This window comes from Burkholderia sp. BCC1996 (genome assembly GCF_905339955.1).
Classification (GTDB): Bacteria; Pseudomonadota; Gammaproteobacteria; order Burkholderiales; family Burkholderiaceae; genus Burkholderia.
In genome coordinates this window covers 134,679-147,012 of sequence record NZ_CAJPHM010000011.1, presented here as the reverse complement: position 1 = coordinate 147,012, position 12,334 = coordinate 134,679, and the positions used below count along the sequence as shown (strand labels likewise).

At 67.8% G+C, this 12,334-nt stretch carries 10 protein-coding genes and 1 pseudogene; 4 read left to right on the top strand and 7 right to left on the bottom strand.

What is annotated here, in order from left to right; translation table 11 throughout:
• Nucleotide 1 precedes the first annotated feature (1 nt).
• The 5 genes from U4Z64_RS18160 to U4Z64_RS18140 all read right to left on the bottom strand — a co-directional run bounded on the left by U4Z64_RS18160 (nt 2) and on the right by U4Z64_RS18140 (nt 5,784).
• On the bottom strand, nt 2–2,371 hold the full coding sequence (locus U4Z64_RS18160; protein ID WP_321809916.1) for a GNAT family N-acetyltransferase: 2,370 nt from the start codon (nt 2,369–2,371) through the stop codon (nt 2–4).
• Nucleotides 2,372–2,943: 572 nt separating this feature from the next.
• Nucleotides 2,944–3,240, bottom strand: coding sequence for an H-NS family nucleoid-associated regulatory protein (locus U4Z64_RS18155; RefSeq protein ID WP_044845003.1), 297 nt, complete (start codon nt 3,238–3,240; stop codon nt 2,944–2,946).
• Between the two features lie 104 nt (nt 3,241–3,344).
• Complete coding sequence (locus U4Z64_RS18150; RefSeq protein WP_235879175.1) at nt 3,345–3,629, bottom strand: hypothetical protein; 285 nt, start codon at nt 3,627–3,629, stop codon at nt 3,345–3,347.
• A 61-nt stretch (nt 3,630–3,690) separates the two neighbouring features.
• Entirely contained in the window at nt 3,691–4,230 is a 540-nt protein-coding gene (locus tag U4Z64_RS18145; protein ID WP_124486053.1) for a BON domain-containing protein, read from the bottom strand.
• A 66-nt stretch (nt 4,231–4,296) separates the two neighbouring features.
• Entirely contained in the window at nt 4,297–5,784 is a 1,488-nt protein-coding gene (locus U4Z64_RS18140; RefSeq protein ID WP_321797890.1) for a sigma-54 interaction domain-containing protein, read from the bottom strand.
• A gap of 326 nt (nt 5,785–6,110) precedes the next feature.
• On the opposite strand from U4Z64_RS18140, the gene U4Z64_RS18135 reads away from it, so the two are divergent.
• Both U4Z64_RS18135 and U4Z64_RS18130 read left to right on the top strand, forming a co-directional pair.
• A complete protein-coding gene (locus U4Z64_RS18135; RefSeq protein WP_321809917.1) occupies nt 6,111–7,514 on the top strand; it encodes a GntP family permease in 1,404 nt (467 codons plus the stop codon).
• A 465-nt stretch (nt 7,515–7,979) separates the two neighbouring features.
• On the top strand, nt 7,980–8,231 hold the full coding sequence (locus tag U4Z64_RS18130; protein ID WP_321809918.1) for a DUF4148 domain-containing protein: 252 nt from the start codon (nt 7,980–7,982) through the stop codon (nt 8,229–8,231).
• Nucleotides 8,232–8,279: 48 nt separating this feature from the next.
• Here U4Z64_RS18130 and U4Z64_RS18125 read toward each other — a convergent pair whose 3' ends face one another.
• Complete coding sequence (locus tag U4Z64_RS18125; protein WP_321809919.1) at nt 8,280–9,875, bottom strand: thioredoxin family protein; 1,596 nt, start codon at nt 9,873–9,875, stop codon at nt 8,280–8,282.
• Nucleotides 9,876–10,428: 553 nt separating this feature from the next.
• A pseudogene (locus U4Z64_RS18120) lies at nt 10,429–10,566 on the bottom strand (GNAT family N-acetyltransferase); the annotation flags it as partial.
• 336 nt (nt 10,567–10,902) lie between these two features.
• On the opposite strand from U4Z64_RS18120, the gene U4Z64_RS18115 reads away from it, so the two are divergent.
• Nucleotides 10,903–11,178: a hypothetical protein gene (locus U4Z64_RS18115; RefSeq protein ID WP_044844996.1), complete on the top strand. Its 276-nt coding sequence runs from the start codon at nt 10,903–10,905 to the stop codon at nt 11,176–11,178.
• Nucleotides 11,179–11,341: 163 nt separating this feature from the next.
• A complete protein-coding gene (locus tag U4Z64_RS18110) occupies nt 11,342–12,334 on the top strand; it encodes a DedA family protein/thiosulfate sulfurtransferase GlpE (protein ID WP_044844995.1) in 993 nt (330 codons plus the stop codon).

The following is a 12,334-nucleotide window of genomic DNA, read 5'->3' as shown; positions in this document are numbered from 1 at the left end:
ATTACGGTTGCAGCTTCATCCTGAACCCCACCACGCCGGGTTCCTCCGTCGTCGACACGGCGAAGCCGCACGCCTTCGCCAGCGAGATCATCGCGGTGTTCTCGCGCAGCGCCTCGCCGATCATCCATCCGGTGCCGCGCGACCGCGCATAGTCGATGATGCGGGTCATCATCAGCCGCCCGAGGCCCTTGCCCTTCTGATCGGGCCGCACGGCGATCGCGAACTCCGCCGTCTCGTTGTCGGGATCGGTAACCGCACGCGCCACCGCGAGCGTGTGCGACCGGCCCGACACGTCGGTGAACGACACGATGAAGGCCATCTCGCGGTCGTAGTCGATCTGCGTCATGCGCGCGACTTGCGAATGATCGAAGCTGCGCACCGCGCCGAAGAACCGCATCCGCAGATCGTCCGGCGTCATCGCGCCGAGCAGTTCGTTGTGTGCTTCCTCGTCTTCCGGACGGATCGGACGGATCGTCACGGTCTCGCCGCGCCATTCGAGCGTCTGCTCGAGATGGCGCGGATACGGCATGATCGCGAGCCGGCTGCGCCCGGCCGCCACCGTGATGCGCGGCCCGACCACGTATGCCCGATCGGACAGCACGCGCAGCGTGACCGACATCGCGACGACTTCGCGCACGTCGCAAACGACTTGCGACAGTGCCGTCAGCGCATCGAGCGTGGGTTCGACGGGCGTGCGGCGCGCATATGGCGAACGCTCCATCACCGCGCGGGCGAGCACCGTATTCAACGGCGGCAGCCCGTACACGACGAACGGCGCCGATACGCCATCCGCCGGCGGCACGGCATAACGGAACACCGGGCCGAAGTTCGAATCGTCGTACATGTCGACCGTGACGTCGACGATTCTGGCTCCGGCCGATTCGTCGGCCGGTGAATCGGCCGGCTCGCCGTGCAGGCCGAAGTGGGAGAGCCAATGCAACGCCGCTTCGCCGGCCAGTTCATGCTCGCCGGCCTCGACCATCCGTCGCGCCTCGGCCTGCGCGGATGCAACGCATTCGGCCGGCTGCTGCGGCGTGCCCTCGGGCGTCTGCATCAGCAACTGCCGCCCGAGGTTGTAGTCGACGAGCCGTGCGTATGCGCGCGCAAGCCGCTGCGGCGTGGTGTGCACGGGAATGCCGTTCGCGTGCAGTGCGTCGCGCGTCGCCGCGTCGACCGCACCGAAGAAACACGCGAGGATGCCGCGGTACGCGTACTGCCGCGATTCGATCAGCGTGCGCGCGACCGCGTCGGCCGGCGCGCTGTGAGACGTCGAATGCACGACGAACAGCGTGCCCGTTTGCGGAAACGGCGCGAGCGCCTTGATGGCGGCGCCGAAATGTTCGGGACGCGCATCGTCGCCGAGCGTCAGCGGATTGCCGGGGGCGGCCAGATGCGGCAGCGCGGCCGCGACCGCCGACGTGGCCGCCGCCGGCCAGTCGGCCAGCACGTCGCGCACCTCCGCGACCGCATCGACCGCGAGTTTCGCGACGCCTGCGTCACTCGTCACGAGCGTCGCCGCGCCGCGCGCGGTGACGCGCCCGACGCCGAGCGTCTCGATCTCGTCGAGCAGATCGTCGAGCGCATCGACACGCACCAACCCCGCGCGCTGGAACGCCGCCGTGTAAAGCGCGTCGCCGGGATCGGCGCGCCCGGTACGCAGCGCGAGCACCGGCTTGTTGCGCGCCGCCGCGCGCGCTGCCGACATGAACTTGCGCGCGGCGCACACGGTGTCGAGTTCCAGCAGGATCGCGCGCGTGCCGGGATCGCTGGCGAGGTAGTCGAGCACGTCGCCCGCATCGACGTCGGCCTCGCGGCCCAGCGCGACGACATGCGAAAAACCGAGGCCTCGCGCATCGGCCCAGCCGAGTACCGCGTTCGTCAGCGCGTTCGATTGCGACACCCACGCGACGCCGCCCGATCGTGCCGTATAGGCCGGCGCGCCGAAATGCGCATGCCGCGCGGGCGACAGCACGCCGAGACTGCCGGGCCCGACGATTCGGAGCACGAACGGTTTCGCGGCCTTGAGCGTGCGATCGAGCGCGGCGCGATCGGCGTCGGTGCGCGCCTCGCCGACGATCACCGCGACGCGCGTGCCGATCTCGCCGAGCTTGCGTACGATGCCGGCCCACGTGGCAGGCGGCGTGCAGATCACGGCGACCGACGGCGGCGCGGGCAGCCGGTCGACATCGGCCACGACCGTGTGCCCGTTCAGTTCGCGATGCTTCGGATTGACGGGCCACACGGGCCCCTCGAACGCGCCGTCGAGCACGCGCGCCCACACCATCGCGCCGATACTGCCCGCGCGCGACGATGCACCGACGACCGCGACGGAGCTGGGCTGGAACAACGCATCGAGATGGCGGACGGTCACATCGGCTCCATACGGTAACGAAAGACGACACGACCGGCACACGGGCACGGATGGCCGTGCACCGGTCGACGCGAACTCCAAGCATAGGCGAACCCGGTGCGGCTGCCTATATGCCGAACGGCCGACTGTGCGACGCGCATCAATGCCCGCAACATGGGCCGGTCGCCGACGCCTTCGCACGACGCAATGGGCGAAGGCGACACGATGCGGTCATCCGGCCGTCACTTCAAAGGTGAGGATTTACAGGAACCATGGTGAGCAACTTCGGGAATTGCACGGCGCAATGCGCCAATGCGCGAGAGGTGACGGCAATCGGCGGTACGTCAGCACCGCGGCGATCGACAACGCCAATGCGCGCATGCCGCGTAATTGCGGGGTTGTTTACCGGAATTCGCGGCGATATCCGGTCGAATCGCGGTGAATTCGCAAAACGGCATCCGTCAATCGCGCGGCATTGGCGTTCAATTCGCGGTTTCAAGTCGTGCTGCCGCCACCCAAAAACAAAACGGTGCGACGGCCGCATGGCCGTTCGCACCGTCAGTCAGCGCACGAAAGGTGAGAATTTTCGGGAGTCAGTCCTTGATCAGGAAACGCGCGCGGTTCTTGCCGAGCCATGCCGGCGCACGCCCGCGGCCACTCCACGTTTCGCCCGTCTTCGGATTCAGGTACTTCGGCGGCAACGGACGCTTCGGTTTCGCGGCGGCAGCAGTGCCGATCGGCCGGAAACCGAGCTCTTCCGCGGTAATGTCGAACTCCTCGATTTTCGCCCGAATGGCGGCAATCGCATCGGCAATCGCCTTTTCGCGTTCCTTGTCGATCTTTTGCTGAAGTCTTTCGAGCTGCGCTGTCAGTTGCCTGTAGGTCGCCATATTGGATGGGACTCCGTGAGTGTTATTCATGAAAAATAGCCGACTCCAAGCGAATGGAAAAGCGCTTCACCCGATTATGGTCTCCTTATCCAGGCATATCGGGATCAATAGCCGCTTTTCCTCTTGCATGCGAAGAGAAGATTTCGCACGGCGTCATCGGTCGATTGCTGGAGAACGTCGTATTCCCCATTGCAGATGGCACGGGCATTGTCCGTGCAATTGCTCCAGTCGCTGCCGGTGCACTGCACCTGCGTAGTCGGGCGCCCGTCAGAAGTGAACAGCGGCGCCCCACCGCCGCAGCCGCCGAGCCCCGCAACCAGGGCCAACAATCCGGCCCGACGCCAATGCGTTCGAGGCCACCGACAGACCGACGCAAGCATGTGATTCATTGTTCTTTCCGTCAACCGATTTTTGAATGCCGCGAGTATGCCACGCACCGTCGTCACACGTTCAGTCCCGCGCTCGGTCCGGCGTCCGGTCCGGGCGTCCGCGCGTCTTGTACGGCACGGCCCGGTGCGGATCGTCGGTGATGCGAACGAACACCTGCTCGACGTCGGGGAGCGCGCCGAGTTCGCGCGCCAGCGCCTCCCGATCGAATGCCGGATCGGCGCACCCTTCGACATAGATGAAGCGCCGCTGCACGGTGATCCACAGGCTCGTGCCCTGCAGACGATCGGTGCCCGCGAAATGCGCTTTCGCCGCCTCGGCGATCGGCGCGTCATACATATAGGAATTCGGTTTCGTGCAGCGGTGAGCGAGCCAGCAGGTGGTCCCGCGCTCGGCGCGGTAATGCGCGTCGTCCGTCATCTCGGCACGCGTCATCCACGGGCCGAGCGGCAGCGGGCATTCCGCGAAGCCCCGCGACAACGCGACGAACGGATCGTTGTACCAGTTGCGCCGCACCGCAGGCGAATCCTCGTCGCCCGACTGAGCGAACGAGGACGTCGCCGCCAGTATGGCCAGCCATCCGGCCATGCCGATTCGCTTCATCGTTGTCTCCTGTCGGGCACTTCACCGGTGCCGTTCGTCATGTCCGGGCGCATCCGCCGCCGCTTGCTACCGGTCGATCCCGAGCGCCGCGAGTTTCTTGTAGAGCGTCGCCCGGCCAATGCCGATGCGGGCGGCCGCTTCCACGACCTTCCCGTCACAGGCCGCGAGCGCGTCGATCAGGAACTGGCGCTCCCACGCGGCCAATGCATCGGCATACGAAACGACCGGCACACCGGCGGCACCCGATGCGTCGCCCGCGTCCCGGCCGAGCGGCAACGGAACAGCCCGCGTGCCCGCCGGCACGCTGTCCGGCGCCACGCGCACCGGCCCGAGGAACGGCGCGAGCGCACCCGCATCGATCACCGAGCGATCCGACAGCATCAGCGCGCGCTCGAGCGTATTGCGCAACTCGCGCACATTGCCCGGCCACGGGTACGCGCACAGCATCCGCAGCGCATCGTCGGTCAGTTCGCAGTGCGCGGCACGGCCGTGCTGCGCGGCGAGTTCCTCGAGCGTCGCATAGACGAGCGCCGCGATGTCGGACGCGCGCTCGCGCAAGGGCGGCGCGTGAATCGTCAGCACGTTGAGCCGGTAATAGAGATCCGCGCGAAAGCGGCCGGCCTCGACCAGCGCCGGCAGGTCGGCCGACGTCGCGGCGATGATCCGCACGTCGGCGCGCACGATCCGGTTCGAGCCGACCGGTTCGAACTCCTTGTCCTGCAGCACACGCAGCAGCTTGCCCTGCAGCGGCAACGGCATGTCGCCGATCTCGTCGAGAAACAGCGTGCCGCGATCGGCCAGTTCGAACTTGCCGACGCGTCCCTTGCGGTCGGCGCCGGTATACGCGCCCGGCGCCGCGCCGAAGAATTCGGTTTCGAGCAGCGTGTCGGGAATCGCCGCGACGTTGACGGTCACGAGCGGCTGGAGCGCGCGCGCCGACGCCGCGTGGATCGCATGCGCGAGCAGTTCCTTGCCGGTCCCCGTCTCGCCGAGCAGCAGCACCGGCGAATCGACCTGTGCCGCGCGCCGCGCCTGCCGCTTGGTTTCGAGGCTTGCGGCGCTCGTGCCGACGAAGCTCGCGAACGTGTATTTCGCGCGGCGCGCCTGCGCGAGCGAACGCTGCGTCGCGATCAGTTGCTGCTGAAGCTGCGCGTAACGGGAGAAGATCGGCGTGAGCGTCTTCAACTGGTCGAACAGCGCAAAGCCGATCGCACCGACCGTCTCGCCCGCCTCGTTCTTCAACGGCAGGCGCGTGACGACGAGCGGCTCGCGGCCCGTCTCCATGATGTCGAGCAGGATCGGCTGTCCGGTCGACACGACCTCGCGCATCAGGCTGTTCGGAATCACCGCCTCGCAGTCGAGGCCGACCGCCTGCTGCGGATCGGCGAACCCGAAGCGCGCCGCATAACGCTCGTTCATCCACACGACGCGCGCGTCGCGATCGACGACCACCGTGCCCGCACTCGAATCCTCGAAGGTCCGAAACAGCGACTCGGCGGCGCGCAGCAGCACGTCGCCGTAATTGACGGGCAGGCGCGCCCAGTCGTTCATCATCGTGTCGTCGTCTCCGCGTATGCTTGGCCGGATGTCTCCGGAACGGGACGCAGTATCTCATTTTGGAGACACGCCGGAATGCCTTGTCCGGGAAAGCCCTGCCCGATTCGATCGGCTGTCCCGACGGCCAAAGCGTCTCCGGATGGAGACGATTTATGTAGAATCTTCAGACATTGGCCGGCGCGGGCCCGCCGGTCCGCGCCGGACCCATGTCCGGCGGCGCAATGCGGCCGATGGCACGAAATCTGCAAGAACCTGGGCCGGTCCGCGGCGCGCTCCGCGATCGAACAACAACCAAAGCCATTCCAAGCTATTAGGAGACTCCCTTGTCTTTCGTGATCGTCCTCGCCGCGCTGGCGTTCCTGATGTTCGCCGCGTATCGCGGCTACAGCGTGATCCTGTTCGCGCCGATCGCCGCGCTCGGCGCAGTCCTGCTGATCGAACCCGCCGCCGTCGCACCGGTCTTCTCCGGCATCTTCATGGAGAAGATGGTCGGCTTCGTCAAACTGTATTTCCCGGTATTCATGCTCGGCGCCGTGTTCGGCAAGGTGATCGAACTGTCCGGGTTTTCCGAGTCGATCGTGCACGCCGCGATCCGCTACATCGGCCGCTCGCGCGCGAATGCGGTGATCGTCGCGGTGTGCGCGCTGCTCACCTATGGCGGCGTGTCGCTGTTCGTCGTGGTGTTCGCGGTGTACCCGTTCGCGGCCGAGCTCTATCGCCAGAGCAACATTCCGAAGCGGCTGATGCCCGGCGCGATCGCGCTCGGCGCGTTCTCGTTCACGATGGATTCGCTGCCCGGCACGCCGCAGATCCAGAACATCATCCCGACCACGTTCTTCAAGACGACCGCCTGGGCGGCACCCGCACTCGGCACGATCGGCTCGCTGTTCATCATCGTCGTCGGCCTCGCGTACCTGGAATGGCGCCGCCGTTCGGCGATGGCGAAGGGCGAAGGCTACGGCACGTCGCTCGTCAACGAGCCGGAGCGCATCGAAGCGACGGCACTGCCGAATCCGGCGCTGGCGATCCTGCCGCTGCTCCTCGTCGGCGCGTCGAACTTCACGTTCACGAAGCTGATTCCGCAGTGGTACGGCGCAGCGTCGTACACGGTCGCGCCGGACGTGCTGCCCGGCGTGCACACGCCGGTCACGACGTCGATCAAGACCGTCGTCGCGATCTGGTCGGTCGAGGCCGCGCTGCTGCTCGGCATCGTGCTGGTCGTCCTGACCGCGTTCAAGCGCGTCAGCGACCGCTTCGCGGCCGGTTCGAAGGCCGCCGTCGGCGGTGCGCTGCTCGCCGCGATGAATACCGCATCGGAATACGGGTTCGGTGGCGTGATCGCCGCGCTGCCGGGCTTCCTCGTCGTCAGCGACGCGCTGAAGAGCATTCCGAACCCGCTCGTGAACGCGGCCGTGTCGGTCAGCTCGCTCGCCGGCATCACCGGGTCGGCGTCGGGCGGCATGAGCATCGCGCTCGCCGCGATGTCGGACCTGTTCATCAAGGGCGCGCAGGCCGCCAACATACCGATGGAGGTGCTGCACCGGGTCGTCGCGATGGCCAGCGGCGGCATGGACACGCTGCCGCACAACGGCGCCGTCATCACGCTGCTCGCGGTCACGGGCCTCACGCACCGCGAGTCGTATCGCGACATCTTCGCGGTCACCGTGATCAAGACGCTCGCGGTGTTCTTCGTGATCGCCGTGTACTACACGACGGGCCTCGTGTAAGCGCACGCATCGGGCGGCGTTCCGAGCGCCGCCCAACCCTGCCGGCCGCATCGACGCGGCCGGCGCGCCTTCCTGCCTCCGCGGGTTCCCGGCTGTTCGACCGTCCGGCATTGCCGCAGCGGGGCAGCGGCATCACAGCGCGATGCTTGTCGCGACGCGCCGCACCTTCCCGATACCTGCGCTTGCAAACCAGCACGGATCGCCGGGATTCGCATCCGCCACTTCGTCCCCGACCGACCGGAATCGCTCGACGCCACATTGCGGTGCAGACCGGACGACCTGTCGCCCGTCACGCGCCGCCATCCGGCGCCGTCCGCTCCACCGTTCATTGTTTCCGGCAGCAGAACACTGCGTTGGGAGCGATCGCATTTTTCCCGCGCGTGGTCGGGCCTACACTGCTTTCAACCGTCGCCGCTTCGTCAAACGAAGTCCGGCCGCCCAGCTGGAAACATGGAGGTCACGATCATGAAGCGCCTGATTCACGCAGTTGCCGTTGCCCTGGCCGTATCGGCCCCGCTCGCCGCGCACGCGCAGTCGAACCCGCCGCTCACGCGCGCGCAGGTCCGCGCCGAAGTGAAGGCGCTCAAGCAGGCCGGCTTCCAGCCGAGCGACTGGTTCTATCCGGCCAGCATCGTTTCCGCCGAAGCGAAGATCGCGCGCCAGCAAGGTGCCGGATATGGCAACGACCGCGGTGCATCACCGGAGTCGGCCCGGTAATCGCCGCAACGACGCGGCCGTCCCGCCCGACCGCTCCGTCGCGAGCCGTCACGCCTTCACCGGCTCGATCAGTTTCGCGCATGCCGCTGCCTGCGGATCGCCCGGCGGCAGCTTCGCGCACACTCCGTCGAACTGCTTCACGACCGACCTGACCGACGCATCGTGCGCGCCGCCGCCGCGCCAGCGATTCAGTTGCGTGACGACCTTGGTCAGCGCGCGCAGGTTCGCCCCATAAAACGCATCCTTGGTCTTGCCGGCCTGCGCGAGCACGCTCGCGGCGATCGCTTCGATACGCGCCGAATCGTCCGGCGCCAGCGCGACCGCATTCGCGAAATAGGTCGCGCCCCAGCGCAGCTTGGTCGCCGGTCCGCTCGCCGAGTCGTATGCCTTGCGGTACCAGTCGAGCGCCGCGGCCTTGTCGCCGCGCGCCTTCGCATTCGCGGCCAACCCCGACATGAAGTAGTACGGCGTCGCCGAACGCGGCAACTCGGCCTTCAGCAAGACGTCGGATTCGTCGTACAGCCCCGCGTCGGTCAGCGTGTCCGCCGCTTCGCTGACGAGCGCCTGCCGCTCGTACGCGTTCGCGGCGCCCTGCACCGATGCGGCAATCTGCTTGCGCGCGGTATCGACCAGCGCCGGCGCGGCGAGCGGCGCGCCACCGTGCGCGTCGTTGCGCGCGAGCAGCACGCGGCCGTGCAGCGCCATCAGCCGGTCGATCGACGACAGCGTCGAATCGGTCGACAGGCGCGCGAGCGCCGTGTCGTACGCGTCGCGCAACGTCGTGCGCTGCGCGGCGTCGCCGCCGAGGTATGCGACCACGCGCGCGGGCGCCGCGACCAGCACGTCCGAATCCGCCCGCGCCAGCGCCGGTTCGCGCAACACCGCGCGCAGCGCGTCGGCGAGCGCCGCCTTGTCGAGCGCGCCGGCCTGTGCGGGATCGTCCGATGCCGCCACCACCGCCGACTTCAGCGCGAAGCGCGCGGCGTCCGCCTTCGCGCCGGCGGCGCGCGCACGTTGCGACAGCGTCTGCAGCGTCAGCGCGACACGATCGGCCGGCACCGGCAGCGCGCCGTCGGTGTCCCAGGAATAGTCGGCCAGCAGATGCCATTCGGCCGGCGTCAGCGCCGCGCCGTTGTTCAGCGCGGTCGAGAGCGTCTGCCGCACCGGATGCGCGGCCGTCATCCCGAGCGACAGCGCCTGCATGTAGCGCTCGAGATCGGCCTCGCCCGGCAGCCGCGTCACTTCGGTGCCGTCCGGACGGAACAGGATCATCGTCGGATAGCCGTGCACCTTGAAGCGCTCGCCGAGCTTCTGCGCGCTTTCGGTATCGCCGTCGAGATACACGGGCACGAAGAACGACGAGCGAGCCTTGAATGCCTGCTGGCTGAAGATCGTCGACTTCACCTGGTTGCACGACGGGCACCATACGGCACCCCAGTACAGCAGCAGCGGCTTGCCGGTGCGCTTCGCGAGCGCGAACGCGGCATCGACGTCGCCCTGCTGCCAAGCGATGCCGGGCGGCAGATGCGCGCCGCCGCTCGACGGGCCCGATACGGGAGCGCCCTGCGGCGCGTTGGTGGCAAACGCCGCACCCGCGGCGGCGAACAGGCAGGCGGCAGTCAGGTTACGGAGGACGGTTTTCATCAAGGCGGGTTCCGTTGAAAGAGACGGTTGCGGATAGCGGCGGCGCGCGACGGCGGAACCGGTACGCTGCGACGGCCGGCCCATGCGCACGAAACGGCGAAGCGAAAACTCGACGAAGCGACGCAACAACGAAGGGCATCGACGAATGGCACGACGCATGCCGGCATCGGCCGTGGGCATCGCGTAGGGATCACGCAGGCATCGACGCGAAAAGCCCCGACCAGCCGCTGCATGCGCACACCGCGCAGCAGTACCAACTGCGGCTACCACAGCGACCGGCAAATCATTCGACGATACGATTCGCGCGGCCGGTTGAAAACGAACGAATTCTCGAATGGATATGAAGTGTGGCGTCGCCGACGTGCGCGCCTGCGCGGTCGACGCGACCACCCACTGCGCTGCATGCGGCGCTGCATTGACTGCCGTCGGTCGCTGCACGCGATCGGGTACACAGAGGCGGGCACGACAAGGCGCACGACACGGCCAATGCATGCACATGCCGCGGCCGATGCAACGACGCGCGCCGGCCCACACGCGCCTCAGCACGCTTCCATTACAGCCGCCCCTTGATCCGCGCCATCTGAAACACCGATGCATACGCGCCGTCGCGCAGCGCATAGTCCGGCGCCTCGCCTTCTATCCGAAAGCCGTGCTTTTCGTACAGTGCGATCGCCGCCGGGTTGTCGATGAAACCGACAGCGACGCCAGCTTCTCCAGCCGCGTGGCCGGCCGCGTCGAAACGGGCCGCCACTCGGTCAGCGACCCGGCGATGGGCCTCGCCGACCGCTTCTGACGGCGCCCGCGCCGCCCGGCCGCGCACCGGCCGGGCGCCGGGCGCGGATCGGTCCGATCCGGCCAAAACGCCCGCCCGGCGCGGCTCAAACATCAGAAGGATGGCCGGTGCAGCCCTCATTCAGGGACCACGAAAATGCTCCGTGTTGTGGCCCATTCGCGTTAAACTTCGTCAAGCTGCATTCAACAACGACATCTTCGCCAACCTGGCACACACGATACGAGGATAGGTTCGATGCGCACTACCGGCTCATCCGGGGCAATGACCCTGCTCACCGAACATGACCCGGCCGACGGCCGCGAACTGCGCTCGCTCCGGCTCGAATCGACCGACGACGGCAAGAGCGTGCTGCTGATCGACATCGACGAGCGCAAGCCCGGCATTCACCGCGAGGTTCGCTACGAGATCACGCCGGCCGAGCTGATCGCGGCGATCCGCTCGCACGGCGCCGAACTGCCTGGCGAAAACCACGGCGCCGCCTCGCTCGTCCGCACCCCTACCCCTTCGTGATGTCGACCGGTGAGCCGCGCACAACGCACCGGCTCACCGATCCGCCCGCATCACCCTGCCGCCGTCAGGCGCTTTGCGTCATTCCCCGCCGTCCGCTTGAAAATGGCCGATAATCGGCCCATCTTCGTACCTTCCACACGCGCTTCCTTTTCGGCCAGCCGTCATGCTCCGTGACCTCGTCGCCCAATACGGGCCGCTTCTCGTCTTCGCCAACGTGCTCGCGGCGGCCATCGGCCTGCCCGTACCGGCGATGCCGACGCTCGTGCTGTTCGGCGCGATGGCCGCGATGAATCCGGCGATGATCGGCTCGCAGCTCCTGACGGTGCTGGCGCTGTCGGTGCTCGGCGCGCTGATCGGCGACACCGTGTGGTACGTCGCCGGGCGGCGCTACGGCGGCACGACGCTGAAGACGATCTGCCGGCTGTCGCTGTCGCGCGACACCTGCGTGAAGAAGACCGAACGATTCTTCGGCCGCTACGGCGTGCGCGTGCTCGCGGTCGCCCGCTTCATTCCCGGGCTGTCGCTCGTGTCGGTGCCGATGGCCGGCGCGCTCGGCACGCGCTATCGCACGTTCGCCGGCTACGATGCGCTCGGCGCCGCGCTGTGGACGATCGTCGGCCTCCTCGCGGGGCTCGTGTTCTATCGGCAGATCGACTGGCTGTTCGCCGGCGCGAGCCGGCTCGGCCGCGCGGTACTGCTGGTGATCGTCGCACTGCTGGCCGTCTACGCGGCCGTGCGCTGGATGCGCCGCCGCGCGCTGATCCGCCAGCTCGCGACTGCGCGGATCGGCGTCGACGAGCTCGAAGAACTGCTGCGCGATGCGGCCGCGCCGGTGGTGCTCGACGTGCGTTCGCCCGAACACCGCAAGCTCGACCCGTTCACGATTCCCGGCGCGCAGTTCGCGGACGAACGGCACATCGAGGACATCGTCGCGCGCTATCCGTTCTCGCAGAAGTTCGTCGTGTATTGCTCGTGCCCGAACGAAGTGACGGCCGCGCTGATGGCCAAGCGCCTGCTCGACGCAGGCTTCACCGATGCGCTGCCGCTGCGCGGCGGCCTCGATGCCTGGCGCGACACGGGCCGCCAGCTCACGTCGCTGGTGGAGGACATGCCCGCCGCGAACGATCCGGTGGCGGGGTTGCACAAGCCGGCCTGA

What these genes read in the sequence shown, in the direction of transcription:
- U4Z64_RS18140 (WP_321797890.1), bottom strand. Translation starts at nt 5,784, where the DNA reads ATGATGAACGACTGGGCGCGCCTGCCCGTCAATTACGGCGACGTGCTG.
- U4Z64_RS18145 (WP_124486053.1), bottom strand. Translation starts at nt 4,230, where the DNA reads ATGAAGCGAATCGGCATGGCCGGATGGCTGGCCATACTGGCGGCGACG.
- U4Z64_RS18150 (WP_235879175.1), bottom strand. Translation starts at nt 3,629, where the DNA reads ATGAATCACATGCTTGCGTCGGTCTGTCGGTGGCCTCGAACGCATTGG.
- U4Z64_RS18125 (WP_321809919.1), bottom strand. Translation starts at nt 9,875, where the DNA reads ATGAAAACCGTCCTCCGTAACCTGACTGCCGCCTGCCTGTTCGCCGCC.
- U4Z64_RS18115 (WP_044844996.1), top strand. Translation starts at nt 10,903, where the DNA reads ATGCGCACTACCGGCTCATCCGGGGCAATGACCCTGCTCACCGAACAT.
- U4Z64_RS18130 (WP_321809918.1), top strand. Translation starts at nt 7,980, where the DNA reads ATGAAGCGCCTGATTCACGCAGTTGCCGTTGCCCTGGCCGTATCGGCC.
- U4Z64_RS18155 (WP_044845003.1), bottom strand. Translation starts at nt 3,240, where the DNA reads ATGGCGACCTACAGGCAACTGACAGCGCAGCTCGAAAGACTTCAGCAA.
- U4Z64_RS18110 (WP_044844995.1), top strand. Translation starts at nt 11,342, where the DNA reads ATGCTCCGTGACCTCGTCGCCCAATACGGGCCGCTTCTCGTCTTCGCC.